An 18025-nucleotide genomic window follows, 5' to 3' on the forward strand; every position below is an offset into this window, starting at 1 on the left:
GCTACGTCAATGAAAATAAACTATCGATAAGTTTGCTGCAGCCCATCTCACGCTCTACAAATATCTTTGAATCTTGACTCAAATTTCTTCGAAAAGAATCATTCTCAAGTTTTACAAGTGCGTCAAAAACATCACTCGCATTTTCTGCAGAAAGAATAGGATTTTTATAAGGAAAAACACCCAATTCCATTGCCTTGTTTACGTTTGCAATTAATGGCCGCCCCAAGAATAAAGCGTAGGCTCCAATCGCCCCCATCCAATGAGCGCCAACCTGATCAAAGCAGATGTCTGATTTTAAATAAAGATCAATAAGCTTGTTAAATGGCATTTCCTTATGCCAAACTACAATTTCATTAATCCCGAGATCTCGGCACAACTGTTTTGCATGCAGAACATCTTCGCCCTTCTCTACGAAGTGCACTTCAATTCTTTTGTTTCTTTTCCAGTACTCGGCGATTCCCTGAATCATTATATCGTTTCCCTTTGAATACTCTCGATTTCCATCAGGGAACGTTTTGTATAAGAACCTAACGCCGGAGAACAGGATTATTTTACTTTCCGGCTCTTTAATTTCTCTCGACACACCTGCCAATGGCTCGAAAGAAACGTCGTAGCGCTCCCAAACACTCTTACCTTCTGCCCTAAGTTGCCCTACGACTTCATCACCAGAAATATTAAATCCGTGAGGGAAATAAATTACGGCATCTGAAGAAGAGAATCCGGCGTATTGCTGCTTTACAGCCTTCTCTATTAATCTTCCAGCGAATGCTGAAGGCAGAAAATTAAATATCGATCTATTTTTAAAGGAATTCGATAGGTTTTTAGCATTCCCCCTATTGGCCCATACATCCAAGTCAGACCCGTGAGACAACGCCACAACTTTTCCTTCTGTCTTAAGCCACGGTGCCAAAGAAACAAAAAAGCCGTTTAGAAAAAAGCACGAGATTGCTTTCTTCGTCCGCGACCTAATATTCTTCATGACTCTTTTCGCGTGCAGCCTAGAGAAATACGGCAACATCATTTGAGTCGGCATTTTTAGCTCAACGACCCAATTTGGGTACGGGTATCCAAGGCCAGCATAATGATTTTCCGGCCTTGAAAGAGCATCAGTGGGAGGCGCATCAACAAAGTAGAGGACATCGTAGCCGCGCCGTCTCAGTTCCCAGGCGTACATCATCGGCATAGCATTCATAGAACCCATGAAAACTATGACGCCACTCTTATCAATTTTTATTTTTTTTCTCATTTGGCTTGTCAGCTATTTTTTAGCAGAAAATTACGGGCACGCTTACGCAATGAACTTGAAGCAGAAATGCTTGTCAAGCATAACAGTGCGCCGGAAAATAAGATCAAGACTAGGGCGACTTGCCGCTCTTGGGGCCAAGAAATTAGGATGAACAAAAGGCTAGCAACCAGGGTACCGAAAATGGCAATGCCACCCAAGTCGTGAAGCAACCATTGCCAATGCAGGCCAGACCTAAATCGTCGATGCACGAATGGAATCCAAATAAGAAAATACGTCGCGTTGACACACAACCAGGCATAGCCAGCGCCAATTGCACCATGTCGCCATACGGCCCATATCATGGATGGAATTAGGAAGACTACAAACAATATATTGCCAACGAGATGCAACCTCAGATCGCCTTTGGCAAATTGTAAATAGTAGGGTAACGCACTTAGAGCCAGGAATCCGTACCCTATTGCATACAATCGCAGCACCGGCGCAGCCTGCATTGCCGCATGAGAATCACCTGTCCAAACCCAAAGTACTTGTTCAGCGAAAAATGCAAGCACCAAACAAGCGGGTAAAGCAATCGCTGCAACCAATTGCGTCGCGTTGCGATACAGTCTAATCAATCCCATTTCATCACCTTCCGCGTGCAGTCGAGCCATTCGAGGCAACAATGCACTGCTGATCGGATTGGTGATCATCATGACTCCACTTGCAGCCAATACGGCCAGAGTGAAATAACCATAGTCCGCTAGTGGTAGGATTTTTGACAGTACAAGTTTGTCTGCTTGAGTGACAAAAATCCAAATAGACGATGTAAAAGCGATCGTTAGCGAGAATCGGATAAGCGGCTTGAGAGGTTTCATCAGCAGCGTCGGAGTCCATCCAAGCCGTTCGCGTTTGGGAAACAAGGGAAACGAGCGATGCGCATGAGAGGCCAGGCCACACAATTCAAACATGGCCACCAGCAGTTGGTAAGTAAAAAAAACTGCAGGTGAATTTCCGACCCAAATCAGAACGGGAAGCACAAAAACGAATCTAAACGTTGCAATTAGAGCGTTAAAACCGCCTAGCCACACCAACTCTTCAGAGCCTGTTATACACCCTCTATATAGGCCCGCGATCCAACGAAATGCAATCCCCACAGCCATCAACTGCAACGCCAACTCCACTTGTGCAACTGAGAGGGTCTTTACATTAAGCCAATTATTCGCAATCCACTCCGAAAGTCCCACCATTGCCCCACCTCCAAGCAATGCGATCCCCAGAAATATAATCTGCAGCGCACGCAGCAATCGGCGATAGCTCAATGCATTGGTCGCTCCACCTTTGAAACGCGCGGTCTCTCGAGCAACCATTGGGGTCAAACCCATATCCAAAAGTCCGAACCACGCTTGCAACGTCGTGAAAAAGCCCACTAGCCCATACGCCTCGGGCCCCATATACTTTAGGTATACCGGAAGAATCAGAATTCCAATGAGCGTTACGTATATTTGCGACGCGTAGCTCGCCAATATATTTCTCTTGAATGACACGGGTTTATCCTGCATTGCGGGCTGTAAAACACCGCTCGATGCTCAGCAGATCACGTTTGCGTTCCTTAATTCGCCTAGCCGGATTGCCTGCATAGATGCCAAATGCCTTGCAGTGTTTGTTTATGAGGCTTAGCGCGCCTATTGCAACGCCTTCTTCTAGTGTCACTCCAGGCAAAATGACACTTCCGCTACCCACTATCACGTGCCTATCCAGGAATACATCCGCATGGGTGACGTTGGTGTACTCATCCGGAACAGTAGGGTTTGTCATTGCCCCTCCGGAGTAATCGTCATTACTTGAATAGATGGATACTCGAGATGATATGTTGCAAAAATCCGATAATTCAATTTTCCCGCCGCCAATCAATGAAGAATATACTGCGATGTGCACGTAATCACCGATTGAAATTCCGCCAAGACCTGCCGAGAGCACGCAAAAATCATCTATTCGAACATTGTTACCTAGCGCTATGCGATTCACTCCATAGAAGGACGCGCGATCGGAGATTTGAAGATTCTCGCCAGCAGACAAAAACCCTAAGGCCTTAATCGCATCTTGACTCAACATTGCCATCAGAAGGTCGCGAGAATTATTTCAATGACGCGTTTTTGATTATCCTCGCCCATGGCAGGATAAATCGGCAAGCAAAGCACTTTTTGCGCTGCTGCGCTAGCCACAGGAAGATTTTCGCGATGCGCCGAAACCATTCCCCTATACATAGGAAATTCCGAGATCAAAGGGTAAAAATATCTGCGCGCATGGATCCCGTTGTCTTTGAGTTTCTGATACAAGCCATCGCGGCTCAACGGGTAGTCAGCCCCAACCAGAATGGGGAAATAAGAGTAGTTGGCCACTCGCTCGCCGGCATCTTGCAGGCAACGAATCCCGGGTACGTTCTGCAATGCTCCACGGTAAACTGCATCGATGCTTTGGCGCTTGGCCAATGCCGCGTCGACGTGCTGCAGTTGCAACATGCCGAAGGCCGCATTGATCTCGCTCATTTTTCCATTGATGCCCGGTGCGACCACCGTAGTTTCATCCACAAAGCCAAAGTTCTTCAAATGATCAATGCGCTGTTTGGTCTTGGCATCTGGACAGACGATGGCGCCACCTTCAAACGTATTGAAGACTTTGGTGGCGTGAAAACTGAGCACCGACAGGTCGCCGTGGCGCAGCACGCTACCGCCCTCGTCCTGCACAGCAAAGGCATGGGCGGCGTCGTAGATTACCCGCAGGTTGTAGTTGTCCGCAATCTTCTGGATTGCATCTACGTCGCAAGGGTGGCCGTAGCAATGCACTGGCATGATGGCGGTCGTATGCGGGGTGATCGCCGCTTCAATCTTTGCCGGGTCGAGGTTCAGCGTGTCCGGGTCAACGTCAGCGAACACGGGTTTAATGCCATTCCACAAGAGCGAATGAGCTGTGGCCACAAACGAATAGGGGGTGGTGATGACTTCTCCGGTCACCCGCAGAGCTTGCAGCGCCGTGACCAAACCCAGCGTGCCGTTCGAGAAAAGCGCTAAGTGCTTCACGCCCAGATACTCGCACAGCGCCTTTTCAAGCTGTTGGTGAAACGGACCACCGTTGGTGAGGATCTTGTTGTCCCATATTTCCTGCAGATACGGGATAAACTCTTCCAGCGGGGGCAACGCTGGCTGAGTGACATAAATGGCTGGCGCCGTGTCTTTGGCGTCAGTGTCAAGTTCCGCCTGCGTTGGCGAGACAAGCGCCAGGGGTGTCTTTGGCATATGCATTTCCTTCGATTCGAGGTAGGGCGACAAATCGCGCTGGGTGACTTTGGGTCAGTTGATCGCCCTCGTTGAGGATGAGCATCAACATGAGATCGCTTCAACCGATGCAAGTACCAGGGGTCGCTTAAATCAACTTTTCTGTGCTATGTACCAAGGCATGGCGAGCGCCAGACCTTCGCTGATGCGTTGGGTAGGCACGTAGCCAAGTAGGCGCTGCGCCTTGCCGATATCGGCCAGGCTGTGTCGCACATCGCCAGCCCGAAAGTCACGGCGCACGGGCTGTGCGTCTTGAAGGCTCGGGTATTGCGGCAGCAGTTTGCCGTGCAGTTGGGCGTACAGCTCGTTCAACGTGGTGCGGTCGCCAACTGCGACGTTGTAGACCTGGTTCACGGGTGATGTTGAGCCCTCCCACCCGCCCTCTCCGGGCGGGAGATCGGCCACAGTGGCGGCCAGCAGATTCGCTTGAACGACGTTCGCGATAAAGCAGAAGTCCCGGCTGGTTTCGCCGTCGCCATTGATGTAGACCGGCTCACCTTGCATCAGGCTGGCGATCCATTTAGGAATGACTGCGGCGTAAGCGCCGTTGGGGTCCTGCCGAGGGCCGAACACGTTGAAATAGCGCAGGCCGATAGTGTTGAAGCCATAGCAGCGGGCAAACACGTCGGCATACAGCTCATTGACGTACTTGGTGACGGCATAGGGACTGAGCGGCTTGCCAATGGTGTGCTCGACCTTCGGAAGTCCCGGATGGTCGCCATAGGTGCTGCTGCTGGCCGCATAGGTGAAGCTCTTCACGCCCGCATCGCGCGAAGCCACCAGCATGTTCAGAAAGCCGCTGATGTTGACATCATTGGTCATGATCGGATCGGCCAAGCTTCGCGGCACACTGCCAAGGGCAGCTTCGTGAAGAACGTATTCCACTGCGGCTACGTCCTCGCCTGATGAAGCATGCTCAACAGGAAAGGCCATGGCTCGCTTGCAATCGTCGAGGTTGCGGATATCGCCCTCGATGAAGTGGAAGTTAGCCCACTGCTCGGACGTCACCAAGGTTTGAACCTCGGCCAGGTTGCGCCGGTGGCCCGTGGCGAAGTTATCGAGGCCCACTACGCGTTGGTTAAGCTTCAGCAGGTTTTCCAGCAGGTTGCTGCCGATGAAACCAGCCACGCCAGTGACGAGCCACGTGTGAGTCTCTGTGGTCAGGCGAGCGCGCAGGTTATCGTATGCCGTCGCACTTGAGTTCGGTTCGATCATGGTCGAGCAGCCCGCTTACAGCCGACCGTCTGCGGCGCCCAAGGGCAGCAGACTTTTTACATCGAACAATACGGCGTTGGGTTGGCCCAGCGCCTTGATGCCCGCTTCACCCAAAGTCACGAACTGGTGATGACCGACGGCCAGCACGATGGCGGCGTACTGGCCCGGAGCTGGCATTTCGCTCAGGCACTCGAGACCGTATTCATGTTCGGCCTCGGCCACATCAATCCACGGATCGAACACGTCGACCTGCGTGTTGTAGCCCTTCAAAGTGCGCACGATGTCGACGACCTTAGTATTGCGCACATCGGGGCAGTTCTCCTTAAAGGTCAACCCCAACACCAACACCTTGCTGCCCAACACCGGCACGTTCTTGCGCAGCATCAGCTTGATGACTTCGTCTGCAACGTGACTGGCCATGTTGTCGTTAATGCGGCGACCGGCCAAGATCACCTCGGGGTGATAACCCACTTCAACAGCTTTGTGAGTAAGGTAGTAGGGGTCGACACCGATGCAGTGCCCGCCCACAAGCCCCGGACGAAATGGCAAGAAATTCCACTTAGTGCCCGCTGCCTGCAACACCTCCAGCGTGTCAATGCCCAAGCGATGAAAGATCAGGCTGAGTTCATTCATCAAGGCGATATTCACGTCGCGCTGCGTGTTCTCGATGACCTTGGCGGCTTCGGCCACCTTGATGCTGCTTGCCTTGTAGGTGCCGGCCGTGATGATCTGGCGATACAACTGGTCCACCTGCTCGGCGACTTCGGGCGTGCTACCGCTAGTCACTTTCTTGATGCTGGGCAGGCGATGTTCCTTGTCGCCCGGGTTGATGCGCTCCGGGCTATAGCCACAGAAGAAATCGACGTTGAACTTCTTTCCACTAAACTTTTCCAAAACGGGCACACAGACCTCTTCGGTCGCGCCGGGATACACCGTCGACTCGAAGATCACGATCGCCCCGTCGCGCAAAACCTTGCCCACCGTTTCACTGGCCTTGATCAGGGGGGTCAGATCGGGGCGGTTGGCGCTGTCGACAGGGGTCGGCACCGTCACGATAAATATGGAACAGTCAGACAAGTCTTGGGCCTTGGAGGTGAAGGCCAGCTTTGCCGCCTCCTTCAGCTCCTCGGAGGACGTTTCCAAAGTATGGTCATGACCGCCTTGCAATTCGGCGATGCGTTTTTCATTGATATCGAATCCAATGACGGTACGCTTCTTCCCAAATTCGACGGCGAGCGGCAATCCAACGTAACCCAATCCGATGACTGCGATAGGTGCGTTCAGTTCTGATGAATACATGGAGTCTTAATGAAAAAGGAATAGTTACTGCCGCGCGGCGCTTCGCACGCGGGGCATGTTGTCTTCGAAATAGGCCAAGCCAGAACGGTCAAAGTTGAAGGTCCGGTCGAGCATCGATACGTTGGCGCCAACGCCTTGATTGGTGCTCAGCACATTGGAACCTTCACGTATGACGGTTTCAATGCCATACGACCACCTCGGGTTCCCAGTCACCTGCACCGGGTATGTAGGCGACATGTCCTTGCGCGGCGTGAGCGGAATCGACAACTCGATGCCGGCCGAGGTTCTCGAGGCAGCGGCCCACTCGAACTTGGTGCGTCGCACATAGAGCGTGATGGCGATGTCGTCAAACCATTGCTTAATGCCAAAGCGCACACCCCGGTCGTTGTAAAGAAACTGCCCGGCCGTGACTTCCGCGTAGGTGCGCGTGGGCGTGTAGGCATAGCGATAGCTCGCGAGAGCCGTGCGCGAATGCACCGGCAGGTTGGCGTCGTAGAACTGGATGCGTTCGAAACGGCCTGCTTCGGCGTGCAGCCGGTGGCGACCTTCGCCCGGCTCCCAGCGGACTTCGCCATAAGTACCACGATAGTTGGCGTCGATACGGCCGGCGGCCACGTGACCCGTCAGCGCATTGGCGCCCCACAGCGCAGCCGTCTCGGCGTTGTCCTTGCCAAACAGATGCTCCACCGGCAGGCGGAACATCTGATGGACCATATAGCGGTCGGTTTGGCTCACAAAGCGGCTATTGCCGAAGACCTGCCCCTGCTTATAGTCGTCGGAGTCATGAATCGGCGTATTGCCCGCCACCTCGGCCCAGGCACCCGACCACAACGGCTGCTGCAGCATGGCGCGCAGTGCGAGCGAATGGTCGAACACGCCGTACTCCGTTGCAACCGCGCTGCGCAGCACCGGCTGCAGGATGATGCGTGGCGTGGCCCAGCTGGGCGAACGCCCGTCGACGACCCAGCTTGCGTCCGCCAGCAGCGCGCCGATGGCGGTGGTGCCGGGGGTGTAGAGCTGGCCTGCGGTGCAACGCGCCGGGCCGAGCGCAATCCACTGTGCAAGGCAATCGGCCTGGCCGGTCACGCCCACTATGTCGAGCTGGCGCTGCATCAGCACTAGGCGGTAGCCAGCGCGCTGTGCCGCCAGGTTGCGAGCGATCACGCCCAGGGCCACACCCAGGCCGTCGGCCGTGTTGACGTTGTAGCTGGCGTTGTTCACGCGCACGGCCACGGCGCCGTCGGGCGCGCGGCCCACGCGGATGTCCTCGAAGCCCTTGGCGCGCAAGGCCTCACCGAGCGCGACGAGCTGTTCGTCGGTCACCGGTGCGGGCGGCGGGGGCGTCGACACGGCAGCGGCATTGGCCGCCACCATGGCTCGCGTCTCGGCCGAAGCGGTCGGCGACACGCTGAGCAGGGCCGACGCCGGCGGGCGCGGGCCCACGTTGGGCGGAGACAGGTCGGGCTGCAAGGGCACGTCGGACACGCGCAGGCCATCTTGCGAGAAGGCCTTGCGCTCGGTCGACGGCGCCGGCTGCGCAGACGCAGACGGGAACACAGTGGCCGTGGTCGTCGTGGTGGTGATGGTCGACACGGCTGCGGGGCGGCTATCGGGCACCTTGTACAGGGGCACGTTGAAGCCGATGCTCACCCAGCTGCGCGCGGTGCGTTCGTCACCGCGCAAGCGCACGTTGGCGCCCACATGGGCCGACCAGCCAGCCGGCAGCCATTCGGAAGGTGCATAGACGCGCGCACCCGCCCACGCTTGACTGTCGACGTATTCGATGTGGGTCTGCAGCCAAGAGAGCGGCCGGTAGGCTGCGCTGGCAAAGGGGCCGTCGAGCGGCGTGCTGACGTTGCGTGCGGTGCCGCGGCGCGCATAGCCCACTGTCAGGTCGAGCGGGTCGAGTGGCGTGTACGTGAGCACGCCGTACAGCGAGCGGAAATTACCGGTCTCGCCGCCGATGTCTGTGCCGCCGGCGGCGATCTTCCAGCGACCGTCACGGTCGAGCTGGGCACCACCCTTGAAATTGAAGGAGAGGTCGCGAATGCCGCAGTTGTCGGTATAGCAGTTCGTATTGAACTTGTTACTGGCAATGCGGCCGGAAATCTCGAGATTGGGCAGCAGGCCGAAGCCTGCGACCAGGTTGTGGCCACTCGTGCCGTAGCGGTTCGTGATCGGACCGCCTACCACTTCATTGTCATAGCCCAGCGACGCACTGCCCCAAGGCAACAGCTGTGCCGTGGGGGTGACCGACAAACCGGTCGCACCGCTCGCGTTGAGCGAAGGTGCAATCTGTGCATGAGCTGGGGGCACCGCCGCCGCGCCCGCCAGACCGAGCAGCGCGAGGGCGGCGGCTAGGACTGGCGACTGCGGGAACGGTGCGCGATCAGCCCCCGGTGCCACCGGTGCCGCCGGTGCCACCCGTGCCGCCGGTACCACCGGTGCCGCCCGAACCCGGGGTCGGGAGCAGGTCGCCCGCAGCCTTGGCAATCGCCAGGATCGCGGCCTTCAGGCTGCCGTCGGCGTTTTGCAGCACCGATGCGGTGTTATCGAGCACCTTGTCCAGCGGCGAGCCGATGGCGAAGCTGGTCGATTCGAAGTTGCCCGATGCGGCGATCACGGCGTCAGCCTGCGCGCTGGTCAGGCCGGAGCCGACGAGCTGGTCCTTGACCACCTTGAGCACGGCGGCGCGGTACGAAGCCACGGCGGTGGCCGAGCTCACGTTGGCGGCAAAGGTGCTGTCCGAACGGATCTTGGTCAGGAACTGGTCCAGGGTCAGGCCGGCGCTGCCGCTGGCCGAGGCTGCGAGCACCGTCTCGACGAGGATGTCGGTCAGGGGCGTGAAGTTGGCGATGTTGCTCGAGAACAGCAGACCACGGTAGGTGATCGCGCCTGCCTTGGCGGTGCCGATGCAGGGGTAGGTGATGGCCACGCGGTTGCTGGTGTAGCCGCCGTTGGCGTCCGAGGTGCCCACCACGCGGGCGCCGTTGGCGCAGTTCAGCTCGATGCTGGCGTTGGCCAGGGCCGCGCCGCGTGCCGTCGTGCCGCTCACGGCAATTTCCGCACCGGCACCGTTACCACCACCGCCGCCGCCACCGCCGCAGGCAGCCATGCTGAGAAGGGCTACGGCCGAAACCAGGAACTTGGCGCGTGCCGATTGCGTGAAGTTTGTCATCGAGTTTTCCGCTCTGTGAGGACTGGGGGAACCCGGTGCGCGAAGCGTGCCGGGCGCAATTGAAAACTGCACGAATTCATCTGTTGATCAAGTCGAAACAGAGGAATACGGCGGGGAAACACCAAATAACTCGCCATTTTGACGATTGTTAACGGTGGCGAGGGGAGTGTATCAGTCCGGAATGTGCACGCATCCCCCATTTATGCCATTCCGCAAGACGGTGAAACCCCGGGTCCAAAAAAGTAAACCGAAAGCAATAAAAAAGGCCGATCAATCGCTCAGCGAGCGATTGATCGGCCTTTAAAAGGGCGAATTTGAATACTATTTAATTAGCGACTGGGCTTGAATGCACGCTTGGCCGCGTCGCGCGGAACAAACACTTTGCCGCCGCCGCCTGCGCCGCGGGGTGCGAAATTCTCACCGCGGGGGGCGAAACCTTCGTTGCGGGGTGCGAAGCCTTCGCCACGCGAGGGGCCGCCGGCACCGCGCGGAGCGCTGTCGCCCCAGCCCGGCTTGCGGCCGTAGCCACCGCCGCCTTCGTCACGACCGCCGCCGAAACCGGCGTTGTGGCCATGGTGCGGACGGGCACCCGGTGCCGCGCCGCGCGGGCCGCGGTCGTTGAAGCTGCTGGCGCCGGCATAGCTGCGCTCGCTGCCGCCGCGGTCGTTGCCGCCGCCGAAGTTGCCGCCACCACCGCCACCGAAGTTGCCACGCGGGCCGGCGCCACCGCCGAAGCGGCGTTCGCCACCCCGCGAATGGTTGTCACGGCCACGGCCGCCGAAGTCGCCTTGCGGGCGCGACTGGGGCATGCGCTGCTGGGGTTCGAGGCCGGGGATGGTCTCGGCCTTGAACTGCTGGTGGCTGTAATGCTCGATGTCCATGATCTTGCGGCGATCGCGGAACTCGGCAAAGGTCACGGCGATGCCGTCGCGGCCGGCACGGCCGGTGCGGCCGATGCGGTGGGTGTAATCCTCGGCCTTCATCGGCAGGCCGAAGTTGAAGACGTGGGTGATGGTGGGCACGTCGATGCCGCGGGCGGCGACGTCGGTGGCCACCAGGATCTGCACCTGGCCCTGGCGCAGCGCCATCAGGCGGCGGTTGCGCAGGCCCTGGCTCAGGGCACCGTGCAGCGCCACGGCGCTGAAGCCGTCTTGCTGCAGGTCGTTGGCGAGGCCGTCGCACTCGACCTGGGTGCTGGCGAACACGATGGCCTGGTTGATGGTGGTGTCACGCAGCCAGTGGTCGAGCATCTTGCGCTTGTGCTGGACGTTGTCGGCCCAGAACAGCACCTGCTTGATGTTGGCGTGCTTCTCTTGCGGCGAATCGATCTGCACCTTCTGCGGCTGGCGCATCACGCGGGTGGCCAGTTGCTGGATGCGGGGAGCGAAGGTCGCGCTGAACATCATGGTCTGCTTGCGCGCCACGGTGAGCTGGTTGACTTCGGCCAGGTCGTCCGAGAAGCCCAGGTCGAGCATGCGGTCGGCTTCGTCGACGACCAGGAACTGCACCTGGTCGAGCTTGATCTGCATCGAGCGCTGCAGGTCGAGCAGGCGGCCGGGGGTGGCGACCACGAGGTTGGCGTTCTGCAGCTTGGCGATCTGCAGCTGGTAAGGCATGCCGCCCACCACGCTGGCCACGCGCAGGCCGCGGCAATGGCGGACCAGGTCGATGGCGTCGTGTGCGACCTGCTGCGCGAGTTCGCGCGTGGGGCACAGGATCAGGGCGCCGGGGGTGGCGGCCTTGAAGTTGCGGGTGTTGGTCGGGTCCTTGCGCTTGGCCTTCTTCGGGGGCGCTTCGCCACGGGCGGCGGCTTCGTCGGCCAGGCGCTTGAATTCCGCCTTGGCGATGGCTTCGGCTTCGGCTTCCTGCTTGAGCAGGGTGTGCAGCACGGGCAGCAGGAAGGCGGCGGTCTTGCCGCTGCCGGTCTGGCTCGAGACCATCAGGTCGATGAAGCGGGCGCTGCCCTCTTCCGAGTCGCTGCCCAGGGCCAGGGGGATGACCTTGTCCTGCACGGCGGTCGGCTGGTCGAAGCCGAGGTCGGCCACGGCGGCGACGAGCTCGCTGGCCAGGCCCAGGCGCACGAAGCCGTTGGGCAGCTTGGGTTCGGTCTCGACGGCCGCATCGGCCTCGGCGGTTTCGGCCACGTCGTGCAGCACTTGCACGTCGGCGGCGACATTGGATTCAATGACAACAGCGAAGTCGTCAGCGGATTGCACAGGCGCGGAATCGCCCTGCGCTTGGATGTAAGCGTCGGTCATGTAGATAGCTCATACGCGAGCGCTGCCGTAGGCGGCGCCCCGTCGGGTGGTTAAAAACATCAACCATCCAACGACATTCAGCAAGAGCTACGACCTGGGGTCTGCCTTGGCTGCGGCCCGTTCATCGGGCGCGGTGTGCAAGATAGGGAGATGCGAGAAACGCTGCACTGTGCAGCGAAGCCCGCAATTATGACACGTCCTGGGGTTTTTACCTAACGCCCCCCGCGAAAAAGCTAGTCTTCGAGGCGAAGGAAGGTGGTGCGGTAGTGCGCCAGCTCCTCGATGGACTCGTGCACGTCGGCCAGCGCGGTGTGAGCCTGCTGCTTCTTGAAGCTGGTGTAGGCCGCGGGCTTCCAGCGCTTGGCCAGTTCCTTGAGGGTGCTGACGTCGAGGTTGCGGTAGTGGAAGTAGGCCTCCAGCTTGGGCATGTACTTCACCAGGAAGCGGCGGTCCTGCCCGATGGTGTTGCCGCACATGGGCGAACCCTGCTTGGGGATGTAGCGCGAGATGAACTCGATCAGTTGCTTCTCGGCGGCGGCTTCGTCCAGGGTCGAGGCCTTCACCTTGTCGATCAGGCCGCTGCGGCCGTGGGTGCCCTTGTTCCAGGCATCCATCGCGTCGAGCACGGCGTCGCTCTGGTGGATGACCAGCACCGGGCCTTCGATGCGCGGCGTGAGGTCGGGGCCGGTGATCACCACGGCGATCTCCAGCAGGTGTTCTTTCTCGGGGTCGAGGCCGCTCATTTCGCAGTCGAGCCAGACCAGGTTCTGGTCGCTCTTCTTCAGCGTGGGGACGGGTGCGGCGGGGGTCGGAGCGATGGATTCGGACATCGCCGGATTGTCGTCGATGGTGTATGGGCACCGCATGGATGCGCGACCCGCGGGCTAAACTCGGCGCCCCATGTCCCAAGCACTCGGCTTCACCTGCGCCTTCGCCGCCGCAATCCTCGCCGGCCTCGCCGTGAAGTTCTGGCTCGCCACGCGCCAGATCCGCCACGTGGCGCAACATCGCGACGCGGTGCCGGCCGTCTTCGCCCAAACCATGACGCTCGCGGCCCACCAGAAGGCGGCCGACTACACCATCGCCAAGACCCGCTTCGGCCTGCTCGAGATGGCCTGGGGCGCGGCGCTGCTGCTGGCCTGGACGCTGCTGGGCGGGCTCGACCTGCTCAACAAGCTGCTCCTGGTGTGGATCGGCGGCGGTATGGCACAGCAACTGGCGCTGCTCGCGGCCTTCGCCGTGATCGGCGGGCTGCTCGACCTGCCCTTTACGCTATGGCAGACCTTCCGCCTGGAAGAGCGATTCGGCTTCAACAAGATGAGCTTCAGGCTCTGGCTGGGCGATGCGGCCAAGGGCACGCTGCTCGGCGCGGTCATCGGCCTGCCGATCGCGGCGCTGATCCTCTGGCTCATGGGCGCGGCCGGCGAACGGTGGTGGCTCTGGGCCTGGGCCGCCTGGACCGCGTTCAACCTGCTGCTGATGCTGATCTACCCGAGCTTCATCGCGCCGCTGTTCAACAAGTTCAAGCCGCTCGACGACGCCGGCCTCAAGGCCCGCGTGACGGCGCTGATGCAGCGTTGCGGCTTCGCCGCCAAGGGCCTGTTCGTGATGGACGGCAGCCGCCGCAGCGCGCATGCCAACGCCTACTTCACCGGCTTCGGCGCCAGCAAGCGCGTGGTCTTCTACGACACGCTGCTGCGCCAGCTGAATGCCGGCGAGGTCGAGGCGGTGCTGGCGCACGAGCTGGGCCACTTCAAGCACCGCCACATCGTCAAGCGCATGGTCACCATGTTCGCGCTGAGCCTGGCCGGCTTCGCGCTGCTGGGCTGGGTGTCGAGCCAGTCGTGGTTCTACGCGGGCCTGGGCGTGCAGCCCAACATGGCGGCGCCCAACAATGCGCTGGCGCTGCTGCTGTTCATGCTGGCGGTGCCGGTGTTCGGCTTCTTCGTGGCGCCGCTGTCGGCCCGGATGTCGCGCAAGCACGAGTTCGAGGCCGACGCCTATGCGGTGGCCCAGACCAGCGGCGCCGACCTGGCCGCCGCGCTGCTCAAGCTCTACCAGGACAACGCGTCGACGCTCACGCCCGACCCGGTGTTCGTCAAGTTCTACTATTCGCACCCGCCGGCCTCGGAGCGCCTCGCGCGCATGGGCGCGGCCTGATGCCCTTCTTCTCTGGAGATTCCGCACCATGACCAGCATGCTCAACATCAAGGACTGGAAGAACACGCCGCCGCGGCGCGCCCTGAACGCCACGGAGATCGTCAGCGCCCTGGCCCGTATCGAGGGCTGGAAACTCAATGGCGAAGGCGCGGCCGTGGCGATCGAGAAGACCTACACGTTCTCGAACTACTTCGAGACCATCGCCTTCGTGAACGCGCTGGCCCTGGTGGCGCACCGCTTCGACCACCACCCCGACCTGTCGGTGCACTACAACCGCTGCGTGGTGCGCTTCAACACGCACGACGTGGCCGGCATCTCGGCCACCGACTTCGAGTGCGCGGCCCAGGCCGACGCCTTGCTGGCGGCTGCATGAGCGTTCACCGTGGCTAAGCCACGCAGCGCCCCGGCCGCTTCCAATGCCGCCCTGCATGACGGCCTGGTGATCGCGAGCCACGGACGCCACTGCCTGGTCGAGACGCCCGAGGGCGAACGCCGCATCTGCCATCCGCGCGGCAAGAAGAGCCAGGCCGTGGTCGGCGACCGCGTGAAGTGGCAGGCCAGCGAGGACGAAGGCACGATCGAGAAGGTGGTCGAGCGCAAGAACCTGTTCTACCGGCAGGATGAGATCCGCACCAAGTCCTTCGCAGCCAACCTCGACCAGGTGCTGATCCTGATCGCGGCGGAGCCCGAGTTTTCCGAACACCAGCTGGCGCGCGCGCTGATCGCGGCCGAGGCCGAGCGCATCACGCCGATCATCGCGCTCAACAAGCGCGACCTGGCCGTGCCCTTCGAGCGCGCCTGGGCCCGGCTCGAACCCTACCGGCGCATGTACCCCGGCGTGCTATCGCTGGCGCTCACCGCCACCGGCGCCGAGGACCGCGCGCTGCTGATGCAGCAACTGGCCGGCAAGAGCACGCTGGTTCTCGGGCCCTCGGGCGCGGGCAAGAGCACGCTGATCAACCTGCTGGTGCCCAGCGCCTCGGCGCTGACCAACGAGATCTCCTACGCGCTCAACTCGGGCAAGCACACCACCACCAGCACCACCTGGTACTGGGTCGACGCCGAGCGCAGCACCGGGCTGATCGATTCACCGGGCTTCCAGGAGTTCGGTCTCAACCACATCGAGCCCATGCAGCTGGCCAAGCTGATGCCCGACATCGCCGCACATGCCGACCACTGCAAGTTCTACAACTGCTCGCACCTGCACGAACCCGGCTGCGGCGTGATCGCGCAGGTCGATTCGCCCACGCACCCGGGCGAGATCCACGCCACGCGCTATCGGATCTACGGCGAGCTGTTTGCCGAGCTCAGCCAGACGCGCTACTGAAGTTTGTCGAGTCCGGAGGCTGCCCTGCCCGGTTCCCGTACCTGGACCCTGCGACCTCGGCGCTGCGTGCGATGCGCGCCTGCGGCATCCGCCGCTTGCGCAGCTCGAGGATAGGCAAGGCCCTCGCGCAATCGATGCTTCCGGGAGATCGCCGGGGCCTGGATGATGCGTCCGCAAGCACCGCCTCACCGCCCGCCAGATAGCGACCGCCCCACTTCCTTGCCATCGGCGCGGTGACGCCGTGTGCAGCCGCAGCGCACACAGCATCAAGGCCTTCCAAGGTCACCTGCTTGACCAACTCGACTCGGCGGGCAAAGGCAAGTCGGGCATGCTTATGGGTTCATCGGGTGGGCTTCCCGAGCGGATTGGGTGTTTGGCGACTTCCAGCCGTTCAAGCCCGATCCGGATCACCACTGGAGACAACCTGTTGGAGCATCACACCTGATTTCTCTCCGCGCTCAGTCTGCGCACCGGAACGAAGAGGCGAGGTTGACGTCGCCCGTGCCCTTGTACGCCGGCCACTTCGGGTAGTCGCACAGCGGACGAGTGCGTCCGGGCACGCCGGCCGTGTCGGTGGTGACCTGCCCCGCGGGGGCGGTGCCGGCCTCGGCCCACTGTTCCAGCGCGGTGAGCGAATCCCAGGTCGCGTTGAAGACGCTGCTCACCGCATGGCCCAGGCCCGCGACCTCGTAGTAGCGGACGAAGCCGTCGACTTCCGCCAAGCCCATGCGCGCCTGCAGGCGCTGGTAGTACTGCTCCGTGGCGCGTGTGCTCACCAGCACGTCGGCCAGGCCGTGGGCCAGCAGCAGCTTGCCGCCGCGCGCCCTGAACGCGGAGATGTCGGTGCTCACGTCCAGCTGCGTGCTCAGCGCGCTGATGCGGTTGGCCCAGGGTCCGGCGTTCTCCGGATCGAGCGAGAGCGAGTCGTAGAGCGGATCGCGTGTGACCGAATACTTGATCCACTGGTCGGTGAGCACACTCACATAGGGCGCGGTCGCCGGCATCGGCCGCCCCGGCGGCGAAGTGCCGAGCCCGAGGAAGGTCACGACCGGCTCGAGCGGCGAGGTCCAGGTGGTGATGCCGAGATCGGCGCCCCACACGTTGTAGCCCGGGTACTGCGTCTCCCCGCTCGCGAGCAGGTAGTTGAAGTTCGTCGGCGTATCGATCGTCTTCAAGGCCGTGATCTGCGCATCCGACAGGCAGCCGTTGCCGGCATCGATGCCGCCCGCACAGCGGACCGGGACGCCGGCCAGCATGGCGGTCGACGGATCGAAGCGGGCATTGCACAGGTTCTGGTTGCTGATCAGCCCGTCGGTGGCGCCGTCGAGCGCGTCGCAGGCCTCCAGAGCGGCCTTGAACAGGAGTTCGCGCTTCGCCGAATTGGGATAGGCGCCTGGCTGAGCGAGCGCGCGGCTCATGCGGTGCCCGGCCAGCAGGGCCGCGGCGTCGTTCCATGCGGGATACCACGCGATCGCGCCGTCCCAGTCCGCGGGCCAGCGCTGGATCGCCGTCAGCGCCTCGCGCCCACCGGTCGAGCCGCCGGCGAAATACGCCTTGGCCGGGCTGGCCGCGTAGCGCGCCCTGACCAGCGAGAGTGCTACGTCGTGCACCTTCTTCAGCACGTCGCCGCCGAAGTTGCGCACCGCCTCGTCGTTGAGGCCGAACGACCCGTCCTGCGAGCCGAGGGCGTTGGCCTGGTGGCCCGAGTCGCTCGCGAAGGTCGCATAGCCCCGGCCCAGCGGCGTTGGTTGGTCGACCGGCCCGTTCGGCACGTTGCCCTTGACGCTCGGGATGGTGCCGTTGAAGCCGCCACCGCCGAACATGACGACCTTCTGGTTCCAGCGCGTGGGCAGTGCCAGCTGAAACAGGATGTTCGGCGCGGCGGGATCGACCGGCGCGATCTTGCCCGCGACCTCGCAGTACTCGGGCACGGCCGCCACGCCGCTGCCGCTGGCCGCGACCGTCTTGACGGCGGTCACCGTAGCGCCGGTGGTCGGCAGGCCGATCGCCGATGCCGGAACGGTCATGCCC

The 18025-nt window shown here is 60.9% G+C and carries 14 protein-coding genes and 1 pseudogene; 3 read left to right on the top strand and 12 right to left on the bottom strand.

Going from position 1 to position 18025, the window contains the following annotated elements; all coding sequences use genetic code 11:
* Position 1: 1 nt before the first annotated feature.
* The 10 genes from A9977_RS28695 to orn all read right to left on the bottom strand — a co-directional run bounded on the left by A9977_RS28695 (position 2) and on the right by orn (position 13337).
* Complete coding sequence (locus A9977_RS28695) at positions 2–1246, bottom strand: hypothetical protein (RefSeq protein WP_183028213.1); 1245 nt, start codon at positions 1244–1246, stop codon at positions 2–4.
* 8 nt (positions 1247–1254) lie between these two features.
* A complete protein-coding gene (locus tag A9977_RS28700) occupies positions 1255–2769 on the bottom strand; it encodes an oligosaccharide flippase family protein (protein WP_183028214.1) in 1515 nt (504 codons plus the stop codon).
* Between the two features lie 4 nt (positions 2770–2773).
* Entirely contained in the window at positions 2774–3343 is a 570-nt protein-coding gene (locus A9977_RS28705) for an acyltransferase (RefSeq protein ID WP_183028215.1), read from the bottom strand.
* A complete protein-coding gene (locus A9977_RS28710) occupies positions 3343–4518 on the bottom strand; it encodes a DegT/DnrJ/EryC1/StrS family aminotransferase (protein ID WP_405054712.1) in 1176 nt (391 codons plus the stop codon). The genes A9977_RS28705 and A9977_RS28710 overlap by 1 nt, the downstream gene beginning before the upstream one ends.
* Positions 4519–4650: 132 nt before the next feature.
* On the bottom strand, positions 4651–5772 hold the full coding sequence (locus tag A9977_RS28715; protein WP_183028216.1) for an NAD-dependent epimerase/dehydratase family protein: 1122 nt from the start codon (positions 5770–5772) through the stop codon (positions 4651–4653).
* Between the two features lie 15 nt (positions 5773–5787).
* Positions 5788–7071 carry a Vi polysaccharide biosynthesis UDP-N-acetylglucosamine C-6 dehydrogenase TviB gene (gene tviB / locus A9977_RS28720; RefSeq protein ID WP_183028217.1) on the bottom strand — a complete coding sequence of 428 codons (1284 nt, stop codon included), beginning with the start codon at positions 7069–7071 and terminating at the stop codon, positions 5788–5790.
* 24 nt (positions 7072–7095) lie between these two features.
* The gene (locus A9977_RS28725; protein ID WP_220812161.1) at positions 7096–9495 is read right to left on the bottom strand and encodes a YjbH domain-containing protein; all 2400 of its coding nucleotides are present in this window, start codon (positions 9493–9495) and stop codon (positions 7096–7098) included.
* Positions 9461–10249, bottom strand: a complete 789-nt coding sequence (locus A9977_RS28730) for a hypothetical protein (RefSeq protein WP_183028219.1) — start codon at positions 10247–10249, stop codon at positions 9461–9463. Before A9977_RS28730 ends, A9977_RS28725 begins: the two co-directional genes overlap by 35 nt.
* A gap of 329 nt (positions 10250–10578) precedes the next feature.
* On the bottom strand, positions 10579–12507 hold the full coding sequence (locus A9977_RS28735; protein WP_183028220.1) for a DEAD/DEAH box helicase: 1929 nt from the start codon (positions 12505–12507) through the stop codon (positions 10579–10581).
* A 233-nt stretch (positions 12508–12740) separates the two neighbouring features.
* Entirely contained in the window at positions 12741–13337 is a 597-nt protein-coding gene (orn, locus tag A9977_RS28740) for an oligoribonuclease (RefSeq protein WP_183028221.1), read from the bottom strand.
* Positions 13338–13407: 70 nt separating this feature from the next.
* Between orn and A9977_RS28745 the strand changes: the two genes are divergently transcribed.
* Genes A9977_RS28745 through rsgA form a run of 3 tightly spaced genes read left to right on the top strand, consistent with a single transcriptional unit; the run spans position 13408 to position 15994 of the window.
* Positions 13408–14667 carry a M48 family metallopeptidase gene (locus tag A9977_RS28745; RefSeq protein ID WP_183028222.1) on the top strand — a complete coding sequence of 420 codons (1260 nt, stop codon included), beginning with the start codon at positions 13408–13410 and terminating at the stop codon, positions 14665–14667.
* Between the two features lie 28 nt (positions 14668–14695).
* Complete coding sequence (locus A9977_RS28750; RefSeq protein WP_183028223.1) at positions 14696–15040, top strand: 4a-hydroxytetrahydrobiopterin dehydratase; 345 nt, start codon at positions 14696–14698, stop codon at positions 15038–15040.
* Between the two features lie 9 nt (positions 15041–15049).
* The gene (gene rsgA, locus A9977_RS28755) at positions 15050–15994 is read left to right on the top strand and encodes a ribosome small subunit-dependent GTPase A (protein ID WP_183028224.1); all 945 of its coding nucleotides are present in this window, start codon (positions 15050–15052) and stop codon (positions 15992–15994) included.
* Here the strand turns inward: rsgA and A9977_RS28760 are convergent.
* Positions 15975–16319: pseudogene (locus tag A9977_RS28760) on the bottom strand (hypothetical protein); the annotation flags it as partial. The gene rsgA and the pseudogene A9977_RS28760 overlap by 20 nt on opposite strands.
* Positions 16320–16452: 133 nt before the next feature.
* The coding region (locus tag A9977_RS28765; protein ID WP_183028225.1) for a tannase/feruloyl esterase family alpha/beta hydrolase at positions 16453–18025 on the bottom strand (1573 nt) is incomplete at its 5' end.

The sequence above is a fragment of the Variovorax sp. UMC13 genome (genome assembly GCF_014170375.1).
Taxonomy (GTDB): Bacteria; Pseudomonadota; Gammaproteobacteria; order Burkholderiales; family Burkholderiaceae_C; genus Variovorax.